This window comes from Zobellella iuensis (assembly GCF_016746085.1).
GTDB classification, from domain to species: domain Bacteria; phylum Pseudomonadota; class Gammaproteobacteria; order Enterobacterales; family Aeromonadaceae; genus Oceanimonas; species Oceanimonas iuensis.
The window spans coordinates 1-21765 of record NZ_JAERTZ010000019.1; the positions used below are offsets into that span (position 1 = coordinate 1).

Consider the following 21765-nt stretch of genomic DNA (forward strand, 5'->3'; position numbering starts at 1 on the left):
CGTTGTGGTCCCACCTGACCCCATGCCGAACTCAGAAGTGAAACGCACCCGCGCCGATGATAGTGTGGCAGCTGCCATGTGAAAGTAGGTCACTGCCAGGCACCCAATATAAAAAGCCCTTCACGTTTGTGAAGGGCTTTTTTCGTTGCATGATTTTCTTCCCCCTCCGAGCCCTTACCATTATTCGAATAAGGTCAATGGCTTAAAGTGTTGTTGAATGTGTGTCCACAGGTGGTTTACGGTATCATGTCTACCTATTTGGGAACGCAGATAACCGGCTGCCAACTTGCTTCTCGTTAGTTCAGCCAGCACATTTGCAGTACACTACCCACTTTGATTTTATAGGTGTCTTCAGAATGTCAGAACAGCATAAGTCGACGACCCACTTTGGCTACAAGACGGTGGGAGCAGATGAAAAAGAGCAGATGGTCGCCAGTGTGTTCCACTCTGTGGCCGCTAAGTATGACCTGATGAATGACCTGATGTCTTTTGGTGTCCACCGGTTATGGAAACGATTCACGATTGATTGTTCCGGAGTGCGTAAGGGACAGAAAGTACTGGATCTGGCCGGTGGAACCGGCGATCTCACCGCCAAGTTTTCCCGTATCGTGGGTGACAGCGGCCAGGTTGTACTGGCGGATATCAACGACTCCATGCTTAAGGTCGGTCGGGACAAGCTCAGGAATATGGGACTCGGCAGCAACATAGCCTATGTGCAGGCGAATGCCGAGCAACTGCCTTTTCCGGACAATCACTTCGATCTGATCACCATCGCCTTTGGCTTGCGCAATGTCACCGACAAGGACAAGGCACTGGCGTCCATGCAGCGGGTGCTCAAGCCCGGTGGTCGCCTGCTGGTACTGGAGTTTTCCAAGCCCCAGCACGATATCATGAACAAGTTGTACGACTTCTATTCTTTCAACATTCTGCCGAAAATGGGCGCCTTGGTAGCAAAAGACAGTGACAGCTACCAGTATCTGGCGGAATCCATCCGTATGCACCCGGATCAGGAAACCTTGAAGGGCATGATGGAACAGGCCGGCCTCGAGCAGGTTGAATATTTCAACCTGACCGACGGCATAGTGGCCCTGCACCGCGGGTTCAAGTTTTGATGAAGGATCTGCTGCTTCCCCTGTTGAATGGCACACTGGAGACGGTATTCAATCGGCTTGTCCTGCAGGATAACGAGCGCCTGAAAAAAACACGGCCGCTGCAGGGAAAAGTGCTGCAATTGACGGTGAACGAGGTCGCCAGTGGTTTCCTGCTGTTTTCCGATCAGCGGCTGGAGGTTCTGGGGCGCTATGAAGGTCAGCCGGACAGCCATCTCAGCCTGTCGCTCGATGCCCTTGGACTGCTGAAGGACAAGGGACTGCTGATGCAATATATCCGCGATGGGCGCATCGATCTGGAGGGTGATCCTCAACCCTGGCAGGATCTGGCGGCCTTGCTCAAGGATCCGGCCATCGATGTGGAAGCCCTGCTGGTGCCCTACACCGGAGATATCATGGCGCATCTGTTATGTCGACACGGGCGAGAGCTGAAAAGCGGCGTGGAACGGCGGCTGTCTGGTGCCCGGGCCCATTTGGGCGACTATCTGCGCGAAGAGGCCAGATGGGCGGTGGGTCCCCTTGAGCTGGCCGACTTCAATGACGAGGTGGCGGAACTGAACAAGCGCCTGATCCGCCTGCAGGGACGGCTGGCGGCCCTGACCGATAAGGTAACCCATTCATGAAAAAACTGCGGGAGTTGCTCCGACTCTATCAGATTGGAAAAACCCTGTTCGACTATGGCCTGGACGAGCTGATCCCGGCCCGGTTGCAGGTATGGCCGGCCCGCTGGGCGCGCAACAGCCTGTTCTGGCTGAAGAACCGACACCCGGATCTGTCTCGTGGCAAGCGTATCCGACTGGCGCTGGAAAGCCTGGGGCCGGTGTTTATCAAGTTTGGCCAGATGCTGTCGACCCGCCGGGATCTGCTGCCGCCGGACATCGCCGAGGAGCTTGCGCTGCTGCAGGATCGGGTTCCACCCTTCGATGGCGCCCTCGCGCGCAAGCAGATCGAAGCCAGCCTGCACAACCCTATCGAGGCCCTGTTCGATGACTTCGATGAAAAGCCCCTGGCTTCCGCCTCCATCGCCCAGGTACATACGGCACGGCTGAAAACCGGGCAGGAAATCGTGATCAAGGTGATCCGTCCCGGCATAGAGAAGGTGATCGAGGCGGATGTCAGCCTGATGCGCTCCATGGCGACGCTGATCGCCCGGCTGGTGCCGGAGCGCAGCAGCCGGCTGCGCCCGATTGAAGTGGTGGAGGAATATCGCAAGACCCTGATCGACGAATTGAACCTGTTGCGGGAAGCGGCCAACGCCATTCAGTTGCGGCGCAACTTCGAGGGTTCCCGTACCCTCTACGTACCGGAGATCTACCCCAGCTATTGCCATGAAAATGTGCTGGTAATGGAGCGGATCTATGGCATCCCGGTGTCCGATATCGAGGCGCTGGAAGCCAACGGTACCAATATGAAGCTGTTGGCGGAACGGGGGGTGGAGGTGTTCTTCACCCAGGTGTTCCGCGACAGCTTTTTCCATGCCGACATGCACCCGGGCAATATCTTCGTGTCTTACGATCATCCCCACGACCCCCAGTGGATCGGTATCGACTGCGGTATAGTGGGCACCCTCAACCGGGACGACAAGCGTTACCTGGCGGAAAATTTCCTGGCATTCTTCAACCGGGATTACCGCAAGGTGGCCGAGCTGCACGTGGAGTCGGGCTGGGTGCCGGCGGACACCAAAGTGGAGGAATTCGAGTCCGCCATCCGTACCGTGCTGGAACCCATCTTCGAAAAGCCCCTGTCCGAGATCTCCTTCGGCCATGTGCTGCTGAACCTGTTCAATACCGCCCGGCGCTTTAATATGGCGGTGCAGCCGCAGCTGGTATTGCTGCAGAAAACCTTACTTTATGTGGAAGGGGTGGGGCGGCAGCTGTACCCGCAGCTGGATTTGTGGAAAACCGCCAAGCCGTTTCTTGAAGATTGGATGCAGCAGCAGGTTGGCTACAAGGCGGTGATCAACGCGGTCCGGGAAAAAGCGCCGTTCTGGGCCGAAAAACTGCCCGATCTGCCGGAGCTGGTATACGATTCCCTGCGCCAGGCCAAGCTGCAGCAGCGACAGATGCAAGGGTTGTATGAGCAATTCACCCATCACAACAAGGGGCAGGGCCAGGGCCGTTTCCTGCTGGCGATGGGGGCCACCATACTGCTGGCCAGTACGCTGCTGCTGGGAATGGAGAAAACCCAGTGGGCCATGTCTGGTCTCGTGCTGACTTTGGTTGTATGGTTGCTGGGGTGGCGGCGGATAACCCGCTAGTTTGATCTGGTATCAACTCTTTGTCATCAAGCCCGGATATAATGGTTTTTTATTGTTCACTGTCTACATAGGAAAAATGTGTTATGGGTGGAATCAGTATTTGGCAATTGCTTATCGTGGTGCTGATCGTGGTGCTGCTGTTCGGAACCAAGAAATTGCGCGGTTTGGGCTCCGATCTGGGCTCTGCCGTCAAAGGCTTTAAAAAAGCCATGGGTGATGAAGAGCAAGACAAGAAAGATGCCGACTTTGAACAGCAGAAACTGGCCGACAAGAAAGAGCAGGGCGAGTCGCCGAATCAGCAGGAACAGGATAAAACCAAAGATAAAGATCGGGTGTAATCATGTTCGATATCGGTTTCTGGGAGCTGATCGTCATTTCCGTGGTGGGGCTGCTGGTATTGGGGCCGGAGCGATTGCCCGTGGCCATCAGGACGGTATCCCGGCTGTTCAAGACGGTACGTGATACCGCCAATGCGGTCAAAACCGAGCTGGCCCAGGAGCTGAAAATGGAAGAGCTGCACCGGGATCTGAAAAAGGCCGAGCAGCTCGGCATGAAGGATCTGAGCCCCGAGCTCAAGCAATCCGTCGACCAACTGAAAGAGGCGGCAGCCTCGGTCAACCGGCCCTACGAGAACAAGCCAGGGTCACAAGCCGCCTCCGATGATGCCACTCCTCCGAAAGAGCCTCAGGATAAATCCTAAATGAGTCAAACGCAGCAGCCACTGATCAGCCACCTGGTGGAGCTGAGGAATCGCCTACTTCGGGCCTTTGCCGCCATCTTGCTGGTGTTCCTGACCCTGGTTTATTTTGCCAACGATATCTACACCATACTGGCGGAGCCGCTACTGAAGCAGCTGCCGGAAGGGGCCAGCATGATCGCCACCGGCGTGGCGACGCCTTTCCTGACGCCGCTGAAGCTGACCCTGATAGTGTCCTTCTTCGTGGCCATTCCCTATGTGCTGTACCAGGTATGGGCCTTTATTGCCCCGGGCCTGTACAAGCACGAAAAGCGACTGATTGCGCCTCTGGTGTTTTCCAGCGCCCTGCTGTTCTATGCCGGTGCCGCCTTCGCCTATTTCGTGGTGTTTCCCCTGGCCTTCGGCTTCTTCACCAGGATGGCTCCGGAAGGGGTAACCATAGCGACCGACATCGCCAGCTACCTGGATTTTGTGCTCGGCCTCTTTATCGCCTTCGGCATCGCCTTCGAGATCCCCATCGCCACCATACTGCTGTGCTGGACCGGGGTGACCACCCCCAAGGAGCTGTCCGGCAAACGTCCCTATGTGATCGTCATCGTCTTTATCGTCGGCATGCTGCTGACACCGCCCGATATCATCTCCCAGACCCTGCTGGCCATTCCCATGTGGCTGCTGTTTGAAGTCGGGGTCTTCTTTGCCCGTTTCTACGTGCGCGAGCCGGAGGGGGACGAAGAGGAGCGGGACGGCAGCTCATGATCGACATCGGGGTCAACCTCACCAGCAGCCAGTTCGACCAGGACAGGGCGCTGGTGGTGCAACGGGCCAGGGCGGCGGGCCTGTCGGCCATGGTGCTGACCGGCACCAACCTGGCGGAAAGCCGGGCCGTGGCCGACCATGCCGCTTCCGCCCCCGGGTTTTGTTATGCTACCGCCGGTGTGCATCCTCATGAGGCGCGCCACTTCGATGAGCACAGCCTGGATGAGCTGCGTCGGCTGGCGGCCTTGCCCCAGGTGGTGGCCATCGGCGAGTGTGGCCTCGACTACAACCGGGATTTCTCGCCCCGGCCCCAACAGGATGCGGCCTTCGAGGCCCAGTTGGCCCTGTCCGCCGAACTGCAGCTGCCGGTGTTCATGCACTGCCGGGACGCCCATCAGCGCTTCATGGAGATCCTGGCTCCCTGGCGCGACCGCTTGCCGGCCGCGGTGCTGCACTGTTTTACCGGCTCCGAGGCGGAGCTGCGCGATTGCCTGGCGCTGGATCTGCATATCGGCATCACCGGCTGGATCTGCGATGAACGCCGTGGCCGGGAATTGCAGCGGTTGGTGCGCATGATCCCGGCCGGACGACTGATGGTGGAAACCGACAGTCCCTACCTGATCCCGCGGGATTTGTTGCCCAAGCCCGCTTCCCGGCGCAACGAACCCGCCTACTTGCCCCATATCGTCCGACGCATCGCCGAATGCCGGGGCGAGCATCCCGACGCCCTGATCGCCGCCGTCACGGCGACCAGCCGCGCCTTTTTCCGCATTGAGGAGCAGTCATGACCGAACAAGTTTTTGGGGGGTTTCCCAACCGTCGCCTGCGTCGCGTGCGCAAGCACGACTTCAGCCGCCGGCTGGTGCGCGAACATCGCCTGACCGTGGACGATCTTATCTACCCGGTATTTGTGCTGCCCGGTTTCCAGCGCCGGGAGGCGGTGCCCTCCATGCCCGGGGTGGAACGCCTGTCTGTCGATTTGCTGCTGGAGGAAGCCGCGGAGCTGGTGAAACTGGGCATTCCGCTGGTCGCGCTGTTCCCGGTGGTCAATGCCAGCCAGAAATCCCTGCTGGCGGAAGAAGCCTACAATCCGGATGGCCTGGCCCAGGAAGCGGTACGGGCGTTAAAGGAAGCCTTTCCCGAGTTGGGGGTGATGACCGATGTGGCCCTGGATCCCTTCACCACCCACGGCCAGGACGGCATCATCGACGAGCAGGGCTATGTGCTCAATGACATTACCACCGAGGTGCTGGTCAAGCAGGCCCTGAGCCATGCCGAAGCCGGCGCCGACATAGTGGCGCCCTCCGACATGATGGACGGCCGCATCGGCGCCATCCGCCAGGCGTTGGAAGAGGCCGGTTTCGTCAATACCCAGATCATGGCCTACTCCGCCAAGTATGCCTCCAACTACTATGGCCCCTTCCGCGACGCGGTCGGCTCGGCGGGTAACCTCAAGGGCGGCAACAAGGCCAGCTACCAGATGGATCCGGCCAACGGCGACGAGGCCCTGCAGGAAGTGGCGCTGGATATCCAGGAGGGCGCCGACATGGTGATGGTGAAGCCGGGCATGCCCTATCTGGACGTAGTGCGTCGGGTAAAGGATCAGTTCGGCGTGCCCACTTTCGCCTACCAGGTCAGCGGCGAGTACGCCATGCACATGGCGGCCATCCAGAATGGCTGGCTGAAGGAGCGGGAAACCATCATGGAATCCCTGTTGTGTTTCAAGCGTGCCGGGGCCGACGGCATCCTGACCTATTTCGCCAAGCGGGTCGCCACCTGGCTGAAGGAAGAAAAGTAAAATAAAGGCGCCGTTAGGCGCCTTCTTTATGCTTCGATGATTGCCAGTGGCCAGCCCTGTTCGGTCTGGCGGTGGGCTTCCTGCTGTAGTTCGCTGGCGCGCAGGTGGTGTTGGCGGCCCCAGCCGACGGGCAGGGTGAGGGTCAGGTGATGGCCGTCTGCCGCCAGCCGGAAATCGGGCACTGTGCCCCGGGTGCGGCGCAGGCAGAGGATTATGGCCAGCCGCAGCAATCGGGCCAGCAGTATGGCCTGATCGGTGTCGACGGCACTCTGCTGTGCCAGCGGCTCCGGCTTGAACTCGTCCCGCTGGTTGAGCAGCAGGGCGGCCAGCAGCTGTTTCTGGGCCGAGGTGAAACCGGGCAGATCGATGTGGCTGATGATATAGGCCGCGTGCTCGGGGGCCCGTTTGTATTCGATGCACAGCCCCAGTTCGTAGAGCAGGGCGGCCCAGCCCAGCATGGGGGCCAACAGCTCCTGGTCTGACGATACCTGGGCCAGGGCGCGCAGCGCCGTCTTCCTGACCCGCTCACCCTGGGTGCGGTCGAGCTGGTAGCGGGCGATCAGGCTGTCCGCGGTCCGCTCCTGGGCGTCGCACTCCTGGCGCCGGCCCAGCATGCCGTATACCAGCCCTTCCCGCAGGGCGCCGCCGGCTAACACCATGGTATCGATGGCCAGGGTATCGAACAGGGCAATAAGAATGGCCAGCCCGGATGGGAAAACCGGTGTTCGTTCCGGCTGCAGTCCGGATAGTTGCAGGCGATCGATATGGTTGCATGCCATGGTTTGTTGCTGCAACAGCCTGAGCTTGGCCAGGGTGATTTGTTCACTCTCGCCCTGGCTGACCATGATTTCCTGGATGGCCTGGACGGTGCCGGAAGCGCCGATACAGCCTTGCCAGCCCAGCTTGAGGTAAGTGGCTGCTACCGGCGCCAGGATCTGCTGGGCGGCGGCAATGGCGCGCTCAAAATTCGCGGCGGACAGGTTGCCGTCGGTAAAATAGCGCTTCAGCCAGGTGACGCAACCCATGTCCAGGCTGTTAAGTAACTGGGGGCTGGTGCTTTCGCCGATAATCAGTTCGGTGCTGGCCCCCCCGATATCGATCACCAGCCGGCGGCCGGTGCCGGACGATGTCCAGGCAACCCCTTCATAAATGGTGGCCGCTTCTTCCTCGCCGGAAATGATACGGATGCGGTGACCGAGAATGGCCTCGGCCCGCGCCAGAAATGGTTCGATATTGGTCGCCAGCCGCAGGGTGGCGGTGCCGACGATACGGATATGCTCTGCGGGTACATCCTGCAGTTGTTCGGCAAACAGCCGCAGGCAGTCCCAGCCCCGTTGCATGGCATCGCCATCCAGGCTGCCGTCCGGCCGCAAGCCGGCGGCCAGCCGTACCTTGCGCTTGACCTTGGCCAGGGTGCGGCAGGCCCCTTCGACCTCGTGCACCACCAGCATATGGAAGCTGTTGGAGCCGAGATCGATGGCCGCATACAGAGCCGGGTTTTTCACCTTGGCTCAGCCCTGGGCACCCTGAGGGCGCCGGCGTCGGTTATTGCCGCCGGGGCGGCGAGGACCGCCGCTACCCTGGCCTTGCCGATCACGCATGGTGCGGTTGGCGGCTGCCCTGTGATGATGAATGCGCTTGGGCGCCGTCACATCGTCGAGCAGGGCTTCCCGGTCGTACTTGCTGACCGGGATTTCGTGCTCGATGTAGGCTTCCACCGCCGGCAGGTTGAACACGTATTCTTCACAGGCGAAGCTGATGGAATGACCACTGGCCCCGGCACGCCCGGTTCGGCCGATACGGTGTACATAGTCTTCCGCGTCGTCGGGCAGGTCGTAGTTGAACACATGGGTAACGTCGGGAATGTGCAGGCCGCGGGCCGCCACGTCGGTGGCGACCAGGATGTCGAGCACGCCGCCGGTGAATTCTTCCAGTATTTTCAGTCGTTTCTTCTGGGGGACGTCGCCGGTGAGCAGCCCGACCCGGTGACCATCGGCCTTCAGCCAGGCATAGACTTCTTCACAGCTGTGTTTGGTGTTGGCGAAGACGATGGCCTTGTCGGGCCACTCTTCCTCCATCAGGCTCAGCAGCAGCAGCATCTTGTCTTCCTGGGCCGGATAGAACAGCTCTTCCTGGATGCGGATGCCGGTCTTGCGCTCCGGCTCGATCTGGACGTGTTCGGGGCTGTTCATGTGCTCGTAGGCCAGCTCCTGTACCCGCAGCGACAGGGTGGCGGAGAACAGCATGTTCTGGCGCTGATCGGCACCGGGCATGCGGCGGAACAGATAACGGATATCCTTGATAAAGCCCAGATCGAACATGCGATCCGCTTCGTCCAGTACCACCACCTGGATGGCGCCCAGGTCGATCACCCGTTGCTTGAGGAAGTCGATGATGCGGCCGGTGGTGCCGATCAGCACGTCGACGCCGGCTTCCAGTACCTGCACCTGCTTTTCGTAGCCGTCGCCGCCGTAGGCCAGACCCAGCTTGAGACCGGTACTGTCGCTCAGGGTATCGGCATCGTTATAGATTTGTACCGCCAGTTCGCGCGTCGGTGCCATGATGATGGCCCTGGGCTGATTCAGCTGGCGCGCTTCGGGGACCGGGGTCGTCAGCAGGTGGTTGAAGGTGGCGGCGAGGAAGGCGATGGTTTTGCCGGTGCCGGTCTGGGCTTGTCCGGCGATGTCCTTGCCGGAAGTCAAATGGGGTAACGACAACGCCTGGATAGGCGTGCAGTGGTGAAATCCTTTTGCTTCCAGTCCGGCCAGTACCTGCGGTTGCAGGCCCAACTGGGCAAATTTTACGTCTGTTAAGTGTGTTTTGCTCATAGCGTTCAGAATATCAGGTTAGGCTTGCAATAATAAACAGGATCATTTGAAATAGGGCAACTAAATTGCCCCGACGTTTTCTGTGGCGGGGCCAAACAACTGACTGGAGTTGGAGATGAGTGACAAAATTGTTCAGCTGACCGATGCCAGCTTCGATGCTGATGTGATCAAGGCCGCTGGCCCGGTTCTGGTCGATTTCTGGGCTGAATGGTGTGGTCCCTGCAAGATGATCGCCCCCATCCTGGACGAAGTGGCCGGTGAATACGAAGGTAAGGTCACCGTGGCCAAGCTGAATATTGACCAAAACGCAGATACTCCGCCCAAGTTCGGTATTCGTGGCATTCCCACCCTGCTGCTGTTCAAAAACGGCGAAGTGGCGGCAACCAAGGTAGGTGCGCTGTCCAAGACTCAGTTGAAAGAGTTCCTGGACGCCAACCTGTAATGGTAATCCAAGGGGTGCGCAAGGCGCCCCTTTTGGTTTTTTGCTAGACGCTTCTTCTTTTTGGTGCTAGTTTATTGGTCGTTTGCTAGCCTATTTGTGCCCTAGGGCTCTCCGTATTCAAGCATCAATCCAGCAGACCTTTTCTGACTATTTAACATCCTGGTTGATAGAAACTCACCACTATGAATCTTACTGAACTCAAGAATACCCCAGTATCTGAGCTGATAAAGCTTGGGGAAACCATGGGCCTGGAAAACCTCGCCCGGCTGCGCAAGCAAGACATCATCTTTGCTATCCTCAAAGCCCATGCCAAAAGTGGTGAAGATATCTTCGGCGATGGCGTGCTGGAAATCCTGCAGGACGGCTTTGGCTTCCTGCGCAGCGCCGATTCCTCCTACCTGGCCGGACCCGATGATATCTACGTTTCGCCCAGCCAGATCCGCCGTTTCAACCTGCGTACCGGCGATACCATCTCCGGCAAGATCCGGCCGCCGAAAGAAGGCGAGCGCTATTTTGCCCTGTTGAAGATCAACGAAGTCAACTATGACAAGCCGGAAAACGCCCGTAACAAGATCCTGTTCGAAAACCTGACTCCGCTGCATGCCAACGAGCGCATGAAGATGGAGCGGGGCAACGGCTCCACCGAAGACATTACCGCCCGGGTGCTGGATCTGGCCTCGCCCATCGGCAAGGGGCAGCGGGGCCTGATCGTGGCGCCGCCCAAGGCCGGTAAGACCATGCTGCTGCAGAACATCGCCCAGAGCATCACTTACAACCATCCTGAATGTACCCTGATCGTGCTGCTGATCGACGAGCGTCCGGAAGAAGTGACCGAGATGCAGCGGATGGTGAAGGGCGAAGTCATCGCCTCGACCTTCGACGAGCCGGCGGCCCGTCACGTGCAGGTGGCCGACATGGTGATCGAAAAGGCCAAGCGCCTGGTCGAACACAAGAAGGATGTGGTGATCCTGCTCGACTCCATCACCCGTCTGGCGCGGGCCTACAACACGGTAGTGCCGTCTTCCGGCAAGGTATTGACCGGTGGTGTGGACGCCAACGCCCTGCATCGGCCCAAGCGCTTCTTCGGCGCCGCCCGTAATGTAGAGGAAGGCGGCAGCCTGACCATCATCGCCACCGCCCTGGTGGAAACCGGCTCCAAGATGGATGACGTCATCTACGAAGAGTTCAAGGGCACCGGCAACATGGAATTGCACCTGTCCCGCAAGATCGCCGAGAAGCGGGTCTATCCGGCCATCGACATCACTCGCTCCGGCACCCGCCGGGAAGAGCTGCTCACCACGCCGGAAGAGCTGCAGAAGATGTGGATTCTGCGCAAGATCGTGCACCCCATGGGCGAGATCGATGGCATCGAGTTCCTCATCGACAAGCTGGCGATGACCAAGACCAACGACGAATTCTTCGAAGCCATGAAACGGCAGCAGAAGTAACTTTCGCTCTCCTAAAAAACCGCGGTCCGACCGCGGTTTTTTTGTGGGCGATACAAGCCCGCCTTAACCGGGTATAATCCCCGCAGCCACTCGATACACTCGGAACAAACCTATGAAATATAAGGACTTGCGAGATTTTATCGCGCAACTCGAAGCCCAGGGGGAGCTCAAGCGGATTCGTCATGAGATCGACCCCTATCTGGAGATGACCGAGATCTGCGACCGTACCCTCAAGGCGGGGGGGCCGGCGCTGCTGTTCGAGAATCCCAAGGGCTTCGATATGCCGGTACTGGGCAACCTGTTCGGCACGCCCAAGCGAGTGGCCATGGGCATGGGCCAGCAGGACGTGGCCGCACTGCGCGACGTGGGCCGCTGGCTGTCCTACCTCAAGGAGCCGGAGCCGCCCAAGGGGCTGAAGGAGCTGATGGAAAAGCTGCCCATCTTCAAGCAGGTGCTGAACATGCCGGTCAAGCGGCTGAAAAGCGCCCCCTGTCAGGAGCTGATCCTGGAAGGGGACCAGGTCGATCTGACCCGGCTGCCCATCCAGCACTGCTGGCCCGGCGACGCCGCCCCCCTGATCACCTGGGGCCTGACCATCACCCGCGGTCCCTACAAGAAACGGCAGAACCTGGGGATCTATCGCCAGCAACTGCTGGGCCGGAACAAGGTGATCATGCGCTGGCTCAGCCATCGCGGCGGGGCGCTGGATTTCCGGGAATGGCAGGAGGCCAATCCGGGCCAACCCTATCCGGTGGCGGTGGCCCTGGGGGCCGATCCGGCCACCATCCTCGGTGCCGTGACCCCGGTGCCGGACACCCTGTCCGAATATGCCTTCGCCGGCCTGCTGCGGGGCAGCCGCACCGAGGTGGTGAAATGCGTCGGCTCCGATCTGGAGGTGCCGGCCAGCGCCGAAATCGTGCTGGAAGGCCATATCTATCCGGACGAGACGGCACCGGAAGGCCCCTACGGCGACCATACCGGCTATTACAACGAGATCGACGACTTCCCGGTGTTCACGGTGGAGCGTATCACCCGCCGGCGGGACGCCATCTATCACTCCACCTATACCGGCCGGCCGCCCGACGAGCCGGCGGTGCTGGGGGTGGCACTGAACGAGGTGTTCGTGCCCATACTGCAGAAGCAGTTTCCCGAAATAGTGGACTTCTACCTGCCGCCGGAAGGCTGCTCCTACCGCATGGCGGTGGTGACCATGAAAAAACGCTACCCCGGCCACGCCAAACGTGTCATGCTGGGCGTTTGGTCGTTTTTACGACAATTTATGTATACCAAGTTCGTTATCGTGTGCGACGACGACATCAATGCCAGAGACTGGAAAGACGTGATCTGGGCCATTACGACCCGAATGGACCCGGCGCGGGATACCACATTGATCGAGCACACTCCCATCGACTATCTGGACTTCGCCTCGCCGGTTTCCGGCCTGGGCTCCAAGATGGGCCTGGATGCCACCAACAAATGGCCGGGCGAAACCGACCGGGAATGGGGCCAGCCCATAGTGATGACGGACGAAGTAAAACAAAGGGTCGATACGCTATGGGATCAACTCGGGATCCTGGATGCGAGTGCCGAACAGAGTAAGACCAAAGGATAGTCATGCAGAAAGTAACATGTAGTGTAGAAGCCCTGGAAGAAATGGCCGACACCCTCTGGTATGTGCGGCTCAAACCCGTGCAGGCCGTGGATTTTCAACCCGGCCAGTACCTGTTGGTGGTGATGGCGGACGACGACAAGCGTCCCTTTTCCATCGCCAACATGCCCAATGAGGAAGGCTCCCTGGAGTTGCATATCGGGGCTTCCCCGGACAACAGCTATGCCATGCAGGTATTGACGCGCATGCAGGAGCAGGGGCAGATCGACGTGCAACTGCCGGCCGGCAAGGCCTTCCTGCGTGCGGAATCCCGCCATCCGGTGATCCTGATGGCCGGCGGCACCGGCTTTGCCTATACCCGCTCCATCCTGCAGAGGATGCTGGCCGAGGGACTGCACAAGCCGGTGTTCCTGTACTGGGGCGTGCGTTTCGAAGACCAACTTTACGCCGACGCGGAGATGAAGGCCTGGGCCACCGAGCACAAGGAGCTGACCTATGTGCCCGTGGTGCAGAACGGCAACGAGCACTGGCAGGGCCGTACCGGCCTGGTGCACGAGGCCATCATGGAAGACTTTCCCAGCCTGACCGGTTACGACGTCTATGTGGCGGGCCGTTTCGAGATGGCCGGGGTGGCGCGGGAAGCCTTCAAGGAAAAAGGGGTGGAAGCCGAGCGGCTGTTCGGGGACGCCTACGAGTTTATCTGAGCCTTTTGCCTCGGCGGTGATGATAAATGACAAGGCCGGCGAACCGCCGGCCTTGTTGTGAATTCTGCTCAGATATCGCCGTCCTGGCGTTCTGCCAGCTGGCGTTCGAGCTGGGCCAGCTTGGCTTCCATTTCATTGAGTTTTTCCCGGGTGCGCAGCAGCACCTTGGTCTGCACGTCGAATTCTTCCCGGGTCACCATGTCCAGCTTGCCCAGCTGTGCCTGCAGCACGGTGCGGATCCGTTTTTCCGCTTCTTCGCCCATGTTTTTCAGCCCGGCAGGCAGGTTGCTTTGGATCTGTTTGGCGATCTCTTCCAGTTTTTTCGGGTCCAGCATGGTCGGTCTCCTCAATAGATTGACTCCATTGTAACTCCATTTTCCCGGCAATAGGCAAGGTAATACGGGGTTGGCACCACCTTCGCCCTGCTTATTGACCCTGCTGCAGGGCAATCTGGCGGAACGCCTGGATCAGGGGATCATCCAGCCGCTTTTTCAGCAGGCAGACGCCGACCTCGAAGGGTTTTAAATCCGGGGTCACGTGCAGCCGCTGGATTTTGTCGGCCATGGGGCTGTGCTCGATGACCGCGGTGGGCACCAGGGCGATGCCGCAGCCCAGGGCGACCATGCCGACGATGGCTTCGTTGCCGGCCACTTCCGCATAAATATGCGGGCTGATGCCCTTGTTGCGAAACCATTGATTGGTTCTTTTGCGGGCTACGCCCTGCTCCGGCAGTATTACCGGTATCTTGCTCCAGTCGGCCTGTTTCTGCTGCAACAGTTCGGTTGCCGGGCAGGGGATGCGTGGAGCGATAAATACCAGAGGCACCGTCTGCAGCTTGATAAAGTCGAGTTTGGCGGGCAGGGCATCGGGGCGGGCGCCGATGGACAGATCGGATTCGTCCTGCAGCACCTTGTCGATGGCCAGGGCCGGGTCCCCGGTTTCCAGCCGCAGTTCCAGCTGGGGGTAGCGGGTACGAAAGCGCGCCAGGATGTCGGGTAGCAGGAAATAGCTGGCGGTGACCGAGCAGAACAGCCGCAGCCGGCCCTGCAACGGGCTCTCGTTTTGTTTCAGCTGTTCCCTGATGCCCTGCCAGTCGGCCAGCCAGTGGCCGGCGAAGCGTTGCAGGCGCAGTCCGGCCGGGGTCAGGGTGACGCTGCGATTGTCGCGGTCCAGCAACTCGCAGCCCAGCTCCTGCTCCAGCCGCTGTATCGCCCGGCTCAGGGTGGAAGGGCTGACCGCCATGGCATCGGCGGTGCGGCCAAAGTGCAGACTCTGGCTGAGGTGTACGAACAACTCCAGATTGCGGATATCCATCACATTGCACCAAATGAAATACTCTGTTTCGAATATATCATTTCAAGCAATGAAAAGCCTGGGGTATAGTGCTGGGGTCGTCACCGCCGGGCGGTGCAGGAATTCAAGTATTAAACGGATTAATTGGAGCAAAAGGTCATGGCTAACTATTTCAACACCCTGAATCTGCGTCAGCAGCTCGAGCAACTGGGCAAGTGCCGTTTCATGAAGCGCGAAGAATTTGCCGATGGCTGCAACTACCTGAAAGGCAAGAAGGTCGTCATCGTCGGTTGCGGCGCCCAGGGCCTGAACCAGGGGCTGAACATGCGCGATTCCGGCCTGGACGTGTCCTACGCCCTGCGTGCCGAAGCCATTGCCGAAAAGCGTAAGTCTTTCCAGCAGGCCACCGAAAACGGCTTCAAAGTGGGCACCTATGAAGAGCTGATCCCCACCGCCGATCTGGTGATGAACCTGACTCCGGACAAGCAGCACACCTCCGCCGTCAACGCCGTTATGCCGCTGATGAAAGACGGCGCCGCCCTGGGCTACTCCCACGGTTTCAACATCGTGGAAGAAGGCATGCAGATCCGCAAGGACATCACAGTGGTGATGGTGGCGCCCAAGTGCCCGGGTACCGAAGTGCGTGAAGAGTACAAGCGCGGTTTCGGCGTACCTACCCTGATCGCCGTGCACCCGGAGAACGATCCCCAGGGTGAGGGCCTGGCCATCGCCAAGGCCTGGGCCTCCGCTACCGGCGGCGACCGTGCCGGCGTGCTCGAGTCTTCCTTCGTGGCCGAAGTGAAATCCGACCTGATGGGCGAGCAGACCATTCTGTGCGGCATGCTGCAGGCCGGCGCCATCGTCTGCCACGAGAAGATGGTGGCCGAGGGCATCGACGCCGGTTACGCCGGCAAGCTGATCCAGTTCGGCTGGGAAACCATCACCGAGGCCCTGAAGCAGGGTGGCATCACCAACATGATGGATCGCCTGTCCAACCCGGCGAAAATCAAGGCCTTCGATCTGGCCGAGGAACTGAAAGAGCTGATGCGCCCGCTGTTCAACAAGCACATGGACGACATCATCGAAGGCAACTTCTCCGCCGGCATGATGGCCGACTGGGCCAAGGACGATCACGATCTGCTGACCTGGCGTGAAGAAACCGCCGGTACCAGCTTCGAGCAGTACCCGGCCACCGACCTGGTGATCGGCGAGCAGGAATACTTCGACAACGGCATTCTGCTGGTGGCCATGGTCAAGGCCGGCGTCGAGCTGGCGTTCGAAGCCATGACCGCCTCCGGCATCATCGACGAGTCCGCCTACTACGAGTCGCTGCACGAGCTGCCGCTGATCGCCAATACAGTTGCGCGCAAGCGTCTGTACGAGATGAACGTGGTGATTTCCGACACCGCCGAGTACGGCAACTACCTGTTCGCTCACGCCGCCGTGCCGCTGCTGCGCGAGAAGTTCATGCCCAAGGTGGGCACCGACGTCATCGGCAAGACCATTGCGGTGGAGTCCAACTCCGTCGACAACCGCCGCCTGATCGAGGTCAACGAGGCCATCCGTAACCACCCGGTCGAGAGCATCGGCAAGACCCTGCGTTCCTACATGACCGACATGAAGAACATCGCCGTCGGCGGCTGAACCGGATAATAAACAGAGCGGTAACAACGGGAGGCTTCGGCCTCCCTTTTTGCTTATGGCAGGGATTCGGGAATGGGGATTAGGGACTGGCGGTTTTAGTCCCGAGTCCCCAATCCCGGTGACTTTGATATAATGCCCGCTCAATCAAGGGGAGCAGAAGATGAGTTTTGACGAGCGTTTTGGTGGTATCGCCCGGCTGTATGGCGCCGAGGCCCTGGCCCGTTTCGCGGCGGCCCGGGTGTGCGTGATCGGCATCGGCGGCGTGGGATCCTGGGCGGCGGAGGCGCTGGCGCGCTCCGGCATCGGCGGCATCACCCTGATCGACATGGACGATATCTGCATCACCAACACCAACCGTCAGATCCATGCCCTGTCCCACCAGATAGGGGCCGAAAAGACCGCCGCCATGGCCGAGCGGATCGCCCTGATCAACCCGGACTGCGAGCTGAGGGTGGTGGACGACTTTATCGGCCCGGACAACCTGGATGCACACCTGCTGGCGGGGTTCGACTATGTGCTGGATGCCATCGACTCGGTCAGGGCCAAGGCGGCGCTGATCGCCTTCTGCAAGCGCAACAAGATCCCGGTGATCACCGCCGGTGGCGCCGGCGGCCAGATCGATCCCAGCCAGATCCAGCTCGCCGATCTCAGCAGGACCATCCAGGATCCCCTGGCCGCCAAGGTACGCGGCGAGCTGCGCCGGTTTTACCAGTTCAGCAAGAATCCCAAGCGCAAGTTCGGGGTGGACTGCGTCTTCTCCACCGAGCAGCCCCGTTACCCCGACGGAAGTGGCGGTATCTGCCGCAGCAAGCAGCAGTCGGACGGCACCATGAAGATGGACTGCGCCTCCGGTTTCGGCGCCGCCACCCATATCACCGCCACCTTCGGCTTCTTTATGGTCGGCCGGGTGCTGGCGAAACTGGCGGCTGAAGCCGGAAGCGAGAAGCCGGAAGCTGAAAGTTAAGAGCGCCTCCGGCGGCTCATCCCCTGGTCACCAGCTTTTGTTGGCTTTTGATGGGGTCTGGACCATCGGCCAAAGGGCACTACTCCGCCGACACGCTATGAATACCTCCCTGTACGCTCTCTGTTTCATCCCTGAAACAGAAGGTCGGCTGAGCAGCGCCCTTTGTCCTCCCTGTCGCTCCGCAGCCGCCTGCCGGCACTACCTCCAGACGGCGTCGGGGGTGGAAAGAGGCAACAGGGATGGCCATCCACCCCGGGCTGCTTCCAGCTTCCCGCTGCTAGCTTCCGGCTTTGGTTTTAATCGCCTCCACCACCGCCCGCAGGCCGTTGCCCCGGGAGGGGCTCAGGTGGGCCAGCAGTTGCAGCTCGGCGAAATAGGCTTCCATATCGAAGGCCTGGATCTGCGCGGATGTCTTGTTGCTGAGTGCGGCCAGCACCACCGCCATCAGGCCCTTGACGATGCGGGCGTCCGAGTCGCAGTGCAGCTGCCAGCGGCCCTGCGCGTCCTGCCCGGCCTGCAGCCAGGCCTGGCTTTCGCAGCCGTGGATGGCGTTGGCCTCGGTTCTGGCCTCCGGCGGCAGGGGCGGCAATTGCCTGGCCAGCAAAATCAGCTGCTTGTAGCGGGCCTCCCAGCCGTGGGCGGCGGCGAAGAGGGCGCGGATATCCTGGTCGGTGATGGCGGTGCCGAAGGGGTGGTTTATCACAGCAGCTCCCGGGCTTTGTCGATGCCGGCCAGCAGGGCGGCGACATCGTCGTCGGTGTTGTAAAAGGCGAGGGAGGCGCGCACCGTGCCCTGGGGGAGGGCCAGCGCCTGCATCAGCGGCATGGCGCAGTGGTGGCCGGTGCGCACCGCTATGCCCTGCATGTCGAGCAGGGTGGCCAGATCCTGGGGGTGAACGTCGTCCATCACGAAAGAGACGGCGCCGGCCCGGGGCCGGCCGATCACGTTAATATCGGCCATGGCGTCCAGCCCGTCCACCAGCTGGCGCAGCAGGGCGTCTTCGTGGCGCATCAGGGCGGCCCTGTCCTGCACGGCCAGGTAATCCACCGCCGCTCCCAAGGCGATGGCGCCGGCGATATTGGGGGTGCCCGCCTCGAACTTGAAGGGCGGTGCGTTGAAGGTGGTGGCCTCGAAGCTCACGGTTTTGATCATCTCGCCGCCGGTCTGCCAGGGCGGCATCCGCTCCAGCCATTCCATCCGGCCATAGAGCACGCCGATGCCGGTGGGGGCGAACATCTTGTGGCCGGAAAAGGCGTAGAAGTCACAGTCGAGCGCCTGCACGTCCACCGGGAAATGGCCCACCGCCTGGGCGCCGTCCACCAGGGTAACGGCGCCCACGGCCTTGGCCAGGCGGATAAGCTCCGCCACCGGGTTGACCTGGCCGAGGGCGTTGGACACATGGCCGATGGCCAGCAGCCGGGTGCGCTCGCAGATAAGGGCCCGGGCGGCATCCAGGTCCAGCTCGGCAGTATCGGTAAGCGGAATGACTTTCAGCACGGCGCCGGTGGCCGCCGCCGCCTGCTGCCAGGGCACTATATTGGCGTGGTGCTCCAGGGTGCTGAGCAGGATCTCGTCCCCGGGTTGGAGGAAGTGCCGGCCGAAGCCGAAGGCCACCAGGTTGATGGCTTCGGTGGTGCCCCGGGTCCAGACTATTTCCCGGGCCGAGGCGGCGTGGATAAAACGCGCCACCTTTTCCCGTGCCTGCTCGAAGGCCCGGGTGGCCTGGCCGCTCAGGGCGTGGGAAGCCCGGTGCACATTGGCGTTGGTGTCCCGGTAGTAGTGGTTGAGGGCGTCCAGCACCGGCTGCGGCTTCTGGGTGGTGGCGGCGTTGTCCAGGTACACCAGGGGGTGGCCGTTGACGATTTGGGCCAGGGTGGGGAAGTCGCGTCTGAGTGCCTTGATGTCGGTCGCCATGATGTTGTCGGGAAAAGGGAAAACTGACGGGATCATGAGCCAAAGCCGGGCCCATGACAAGGCGGCCTTCACCCGGAGGCTGTCTGCCGTTAAAATAGCCGGCCTTGTTCAGCCCCGCGGAGCTTTGATGAAACTCAACCCAGCCCAAGATGACGCCGTACGCTACATCGCCGGGCCCTGCCTGGTGTTGGCCGGCGCAGGCAGTGGCAAGACCCGGGTGATCACCAACAAAATCGCCTACCTGGTGCGCCAGTGCGACTACAAGGCCCGCCATATCGCCGCCGTCACCTTTACCAACAAGGCGGCGCGGGAGATGAAGGAGCGGGTGGCCCAGACCCTGGGCAAGCACGAGGCCCGGGGGCTGATGGTGTCCACTTTCCATACCCTGGGGCTGGAGATCATCCGCCGCGAGCACAAGACCCTGGGGCTCAAGGCCGGCTTCTCCCTGTTCGACGACCAGGATCAGCTGGCGCTGATCAAGGAGCTGACCGAGCAGGAGCTGGACAACGACAAGGACAAGATTGCCCGCCTGCTGTCCACCATCTCCAACTGGAAGAACGATCTGGTGCTGCCGGCGCGGGCGGCCCGGCTGGCCACGGATCCGGAAACCGTGCTGTTCGCCCAGTGCTACGAGCGCTACCAGCGACAGATGAAGGCCTACAACGCCCTGGACTTCGACGATCTGATCCTGATGCCGACCCTGCTGCTCAAGACCAACGCCGAGGTGCGTGCTTACTGGCAGAACAAGATCCGTTACCTGCTGGTGGACGAATACCAGGATACCAACACCAGCCAATACGAACTGGTGAAGCTGATCGCCGGCGAGCGGGCCCGCTTTACCGTGGTGGGGGACGATGATCAGTCCATCTATTCCTGGCGCGGGGCCCGGCCCCAGAACCTGGTGCTGCTGAAGGAAGATTACCCCAGTCTCAAGGTGATCAAGCTGGAGCAGAACTACCGCTCCCGGGGGCGTATATTACAGTGCGCCAATATCCTGATCGCCAACAACCCTCATGTGTTCGACAAGCAGCTGTTTTCGGAAATGGAATACGAGGCGTCGGTGCGGGTGTTGTTCGCCAAGCACGAGGAACATGAAGCGGAGCGGGTGGTGGCCGAGATCATGGGCCACAAATTTATGAACGGCAGCAAGTTCGGCGACTACGCCATCCTCTACCGGGGCAACCATCAGTCCCGGTTGCTGGAAAAGGCGCTGATGACCAACCGCATCCCCTACAAGATCAGCGGCGGCACTTCCTTCTTCTCCCGCACCGAGATCAAGGACATCATGGCCTACCTGCGGCTGCTGGTGAACCCGGACGACGACAACGCCTTCCTGCGGGTGGTGAACACGCCGCGGCGGGAAATCGGGCCCACCTCCCTGGAAAAGCTGGGAACCTACGCCAATCAGCGGGGAAAAAGCCTGTTTGCTGCCAGTTTCGAGCTGGGCCTGGAGCAGCACCTTTCCGGCCGGGGGCTGGTGGCGGTGCGCGCCTTCTGCGACTGGCTGGTGCGCCGGGGCGACGAGGCGGCGCGCGGCAACGCGGTGGAGGCGGTGCGCGACATGATCAAGGACATCCACTACGAGGAGTGGCTGTACGAGAGCTCCCCCAGCCCGCGGGCGGCGGAGATGCGCATGCAGAACGTATCCACCCTGTTCAAGTGGGTCAGCCAGATGCTGGAGGGCTCGGAGCTGGACGACGCCATGACCCTGCCCCAGGTGGTCACCCGCCTGACCCTGCGCGACATGATGGAACGGGGTGAGGACGAGGACGGCGGCGAGCAGGTACAGCTGATGACGCTGCATGCCTCCAAGGGCCTGGAGTTTCCCTTCGTGTTTATGGTGGGCATGGAGGAAGGACTGCTGCCGCACCAGAGCAGCATCGACGAGGACAATATCGAGGAAGAGCGGCGCCTGGCCTATGTGGGCATCACCCGGGCCCAGCAGGCGCTCACCTTCACCTTGTGCCGGGAGCGGCGCCAGTTCGGCGAAATGATAAGGCCCGAGCCGAGCCGCTTCCTGCTCGAGCTGCCCCAGCAGGATCTGGACTGGGAGCACAACCGCAAGCCGCCGAGCGAAGGGGAACGGATGCAGAAAGGCCAGGCCGGGGTGGCCAGCCTGAGGGCCATGCTCAAGAAATAGCTATCAGCGGTAAGCTGTCAGCTGTAAGTAAAACCACAGGCGTTTTCGGGAAGCGAATATTGGGTGGGGGCTCAGGTTTTGCTTGCAGGCCCTTTGCCAGAAGATAAGTGGTCGCTGTGTATTGCTGACGACTCGGGCTGCTGATCGCTGACAGCTTATGGC

The 21765-nt window shown here is 60.7% G+C and carries 20 protein-coding genes, 1 rRNA gene and 1 pseudogene; 16 read left to right on the top strand and 6 right to left on the bottom strand.

Translation table 11 applies throughout. The features are described from left to right. The 9 genes and pseudogenes from rrf to hemB all read left to right on the top strand — a co-directional run. Positions 1–101, top strand: a 5S ribosomal RNA gene (gene rrf / locus JKV55_RS08725); the annotation flags it as partial. Positions 102–356: 255 nt separating this feature from the next. After that, a complete protein-coding gene (ubiE, locus tag JKV55_RS08730; RefSeq protein WP_202084282.1) occupies positions 357–1112 on the top strand; it encodes a bifunctional demethylmenaquinone methyltransferase/2-methoxy-6-polyprenyl-1,4-benzoquinol methylase UbiE in 756 nt (251 codons plus the stop codon). After that, positions 1112–1732, top strand: a complete 621-nt coding sequence (locus tag JKV55_RS08735; RefSeq protein ID WP_202084284.1) for a ubiquinone biosynthesis accessory factor UbiJ — start codon at positions 1112–1114, stop codon at positions 1730–1732. The genes ubiE and JKV55_RS08735 overlap by 1 nt, the downstream gene beginning before the upstream one ends. After that, positions 1729–3366, top strand: coding sequence for a ubiquinone biosynthesis regulatory protein kinase UbiB (ubiB, locus tag JKV55_RS08740; RefSeq protein WP_202084286.1), 1638 nt, complete (start codon positions 1729–1731; stop codon positions 3364–3366). Before JKV55_RS08735 ends, ubiB begins: the two co-directional genes overlap by 4 nt. A gap of 83 nt (positions 3367–3449) precedes the next feature. Continuing rightward, entirely contained in the window at positions 3450–3704 is a 255-nt protein-coding gene (gene tatA, locus JKV55_RS08745; protein WP_202084288.1) for a Sec-independent protein translocase subunit TatA, read from the top strand. A 2-nt stretch (positions 3705–3706) separates the two neighbouring features. Next, positions 3707–4039: pseudogene (gene tatB / locus JKV55_RS08750) on the top strand (Sec-independent protein translocase protein TatB); the annotation flags it as partial. Positions 4040–4066: 27 nt separating this feature from the next. Further along, entirely contained in the window at positions 4067–4819 is a 753-nt protein-coding gene (gene tatC, locus JKV55_RS08755) for a twin-arginine translocase subunit TatC (protein ID WP_202084290.1), read from the top strand. Then, complete coding sequence (locus JKV55_RS08760) at positions 4816–5607, top strand: TatD family hydrolase (protein WP_202084292.1); 792 nt, start codon at positions 4816–4818, stop codon at positions 5605–5607. Before tatC ends, JKV55_RS08760 begins: the two co-directional genes overlap by 4 nt. Continuing rightward, positions 5604–6617, top strand: coding sequence for a porphobilinogen synthase (gene hemB, locus JKV55_RS08765; protein ID WP_202084294.1), 1014 nt, complete (start codon positions 5604–5606; stop codon positions 6615–6617). Before JKV55_RS08760 ends, hemB begins: the two co-directional genes overlap by 4 nt. 26 nt (positions 6618–6643) lie before the next feature. Here the strand turns inward: hemB and gppA are convergent, their stop codons facing one another. Both gppA and rhlB read right to left on the bottom strand, forming a co-directional pair. Beyond that, positions 6644–8122, bottom strand: coding sequence for a guanosine-5'-triphosphate,3'-diphosphate diphosphatase (gene gppA / locus JKV55_RS08770; RefSeq protein WP_202084296.1), 1479 nt, complete (start codon positions 8120–8122; stop codon positions 6644–6646). 6 nt (positions 8123–8128) lie between these two features. Further along, complete coding sequence (gene rhlB / locus JKV55_RS08775) at positions 8129–9445, bottom strand: ATP-dependent RNA helicase RhlB (RefSeq protein WP_202084298.1); 1317 nt, start codon at positions 9443–9445, stop codon at positions 8129–8131. Positions 9446–9560: 115 nt separating this feature from the next. Here rhlB and trxA point away from each other — a divergent pair, with 115 nt between their 5' ends. From trxA to fre, 4 genes are all read left to right on the top strand, one after another. Continuing rightward, positions 9561–9887: a thioredoxin TrxA gene (gene trxA / locus JKV55_RS08780; protein ID WP_202084300.1), complete on the top strand. Its 327-nt coding sequence runs from the start codon at positions 9561–9563 to the stop codon at positions 9885–9887. 182 nt (positions 9888–10069) lie between these two features. Beyond that, on the top strand, positions 10070–11335 hold the full coding sequence (gene rho / locus JKV55_RS08785) for a transcription termination factor Rho (protein WP_202084302.1): 1266 nt from the start codon (positions 10070–10072) through the stop codon (positions 11333–11335). A gap of 112 nt (positions 11336–11447) precedes the next feature. Next, positions 11448–12947 (top strand): 4-hydroxy-3-polyprenylbenzoate decarboxylase, encoded by a 1500-nt coding sequence (gene ubiD, locus JKV55_RS08790; protein WP_202084304.1) that lies wholly within the window; start codon positions 11448–11450, stop codon positions 12945–12947. Between the two features lie 2 nt (positions 12948–12949). After that, entirely contained in the window at positions 12950–13648 is a 699-nt protein-coding gene (fre, locus tag JKV55_RS08795; protein WP_202084306.1) for an NAD(P)H-flavin reductase, read from the top strand. Positions 13649–13716: 68 nt separating this feature from the next. Here fre and ubiK read toward each other — a convergent pair whose 3' ends face one another. Together ubiK and ilvY are read right to left on the bottom strand one after the other, a co-directional pair. After that, positions 13717–13983: a ubiquinone biosynthesis accessory factor UbiK gene (gene ubiK / locus JKV55_RS08800; RefSeq protein ID WP_202084308.1), complete on the bottom strand. Its 267-nt coding sequence runs from the start codon at positions 13981–13983 to the stop codon at positions 13717–13719. A 91-nt stretch (positions 13984–14074) separates the two neighbouring features. Beyond that, a complete protein-coding gene (ilvY, locus tag JKV55_RS08805; RefSeq protein WP_202084310.1) occupies positions 14075–14962 on the bottom strand; it encodes an HTH-type transcriptional activator IlvY in 888 nt (295 codons plus the stop codon). 138 nt (positions 14963–15100) lie between these two features. Between ilvY and ilvC the strand changes: the two genes are divergently transcribed. Together ilvC and tcdA are read left to right on the top strand one after the other, a co-directional pair. Further along, the gene (gene ilvC / locus JKV55_RS08810; RefSeq protein ID WP_202084312.1) at positions 15101–16585 is read left to right on the top strand and encodes a ketol-acid reductoisomerase; all 1485 of its coding nucleotides are present in this window, start codon (positions 15101–15103) and stop codon (positions 16583–16585) included. Positions 16586–16745: 160 nt separating this feature from the next. Beyond that, the gene (gene tcdA / locus JKV55_RS08815; RefSeq protein ID WP_202084314.1) at positions 16746–17549 is read left to right on the top strand and encodes a tRNA cyclic N6-threonylcarbamoyladenosine(37) synthase TcdA; all 804 of its coding nucleotides are present in this window, start codon (positions 16746–16748) and stop codon (positions 17547–17549) included. Positions 17550–17826: 277 nt separating this feature from the next. Here tcdA and csdE read toward each other — a convergent pair whose 3' ends face one another. Together csdE and JKV55_RS08825 are read right to left on the bottom strand one after the other, a co-directional pair. Beyond that, a complete protein-coding gene (csdE, locus tag JKV55_RS08820; protein WP_202084479.1) occupies positions 17827–18249 on the bottom strand; it encodes a cysteine desulfurase sulfur acceptor subunit CsdE in 423 nt (140 codons plus the stop codon). Beyond that, on the bottom strand, positions 18249–19463 hold the full coding sequence (locus JKV55_RS08825) for an aminotransferase class V-fold PLP-dependent enzyme (protein ID WP_202084481.1): 1215 nt from the start codon (positions 19461–19463) through the stop codon (positions 18249–18251). Before JKV55_RS08825 ends, csdE begins: the two co-directional genes overlap by 1 nt. A gap of 127 nt (positions 19464–19590) precedes the next feature. Here JKV55_RS08825 and rep point away from each other — a divergent pair, with 127 nt between their 5' ends. Continuing rightward, entirely contained in the window at positions 19591–21603 is a 2013-nt protein-coding gene (rep, locus tag JKV55_RS08830) for a DNA helicase Rep (RefSeq protein ID WP_202084317.1), read from the top strand. The last annotated feature ends 162 nt before the right edge of the window (positions 21604–21765 follow it).

Excerpts from the sequence above, each read along its gene's own strand:
- ubiE (WP_202084282.1), top strand. The coding sequence starts at position 357 with ATGTCAGAACAGCATAAGTCGACGACCCACTTTGGCTACAAGACGGTG.
- JKV55_RS08735 (WP_202084284.1), top strand. The coding sequence starts at position 1,112 with ATGAAGGATCTGCTGCTTCCCCTGTTGAATGGCACACTGGAGACGGTA.
- ubiB (WP_202084286.1), top strand. The coding sequence starts at position 1,729 with ATGAAAAAACTGCGGGAGTTGCTCCGACTCTATCAGATTGGAAAAACC.
- tatA (WP_202084288.1), top strand. The coding sequence starts at position 3,450 with ATGGGTGGAATCAGTATTTGGCAATTGCTTATCGTGGTGCTGATCGTG.
- tatC (WP_202084290.1), top strand. The coding sequence starts at position 4,067 with ATGAGTCAAACGCAGCAGCCACTGATCAGCCACCTGGTGGAGCTGAGG.
- JKV55_RS08760 (WP_202084292.1), top strand. The coding sequence starts at position 4,816 with ATGATCGACATCGGGGTCAACCTCACCAGCAGCCAGTTCGACCAGGAC.
- hemB (WP_202084294.1), top strand. The coding sequence starts at position 5,604 with ATGACCGAACAAGTTTTTGGGGGGTTTCCCAACCGTCGCCTGCGTCGC.
- rhlB (WP_202084298.1), bottom strand. The coding sequence starts at position 9,445 with ATGAGCAAAACACACTTAACAGACGTAAAATTTGCCCAGTTGGGCCTG.
- trxA (WP_202084300.1), top strand. The coding sequence starts at position 9,561 with ATGAGTGACAAAATTGTTCAGCTGACCGATGCCAGCTTCGATGCTGAT.
- rho (WP_202084302.1), top strand. The coding sequence starts at position 10,070 with ATGAATCTTACTGAACTCAAGAATACCCCAGTATCTGAGCTGATAAAG.
- ubiD (WP_202084304.1), top strand. The coding sequence starts at position 11,448 with ATGAAATATAAGGACTTGCGAGATTTTATCGCGCAACTCGAAGCCCAG.
- fre (WP_202084306.1), top strand. The coding sequence starts at position 12,950 with ATGCAGAAAGTAACATGTAGTGTAGAAGCCCTGGAAGAAATGGCCGAC.
- ubiK (WP_202084308.1), bottom strand. The coding sequence starts at position 13,983 with ATGCTGGACCCGAAAAAACTGGAAGAGATCGCCAAACAGATCCAAAGC.
- ilvY (WP_202084310.1), bottom strand. The coding sequence starts at position 14,962 with ATGGATATCCGCAATCTGGAGTTGTTCGTACACCTCAGCCAGAGTCTG.
- ilvC (WP_202084312.1), top strand. The coding sequence starts at position 15,101 with ATGGCTAACTATTTCAACACCCTGAATCTGCGTCAGCAGCTCGAGCAA.
- tcdA (WP_202084314.1), top strand. The coding sequence starts at position 16,746 with ATGAGTTTTGACGAGCGTTTTGGTGGTATCGCCCGGCTGTATGGCGCC.
- JKV55_RS08825 (WP_202084481.1), bottom strand. The coding sequence starts at position 19,463 with ATGGCGACCGACATCAAGGCACTCAGACGCGACTTCCCCACCCTGGCC.
- rep (WP_202084317.1), top strand. The coding sequence starts at position 19,591 with ATGAAACTCAACCCAGCCCAAGATGACGCCGTACGCTACATCGCCGGG.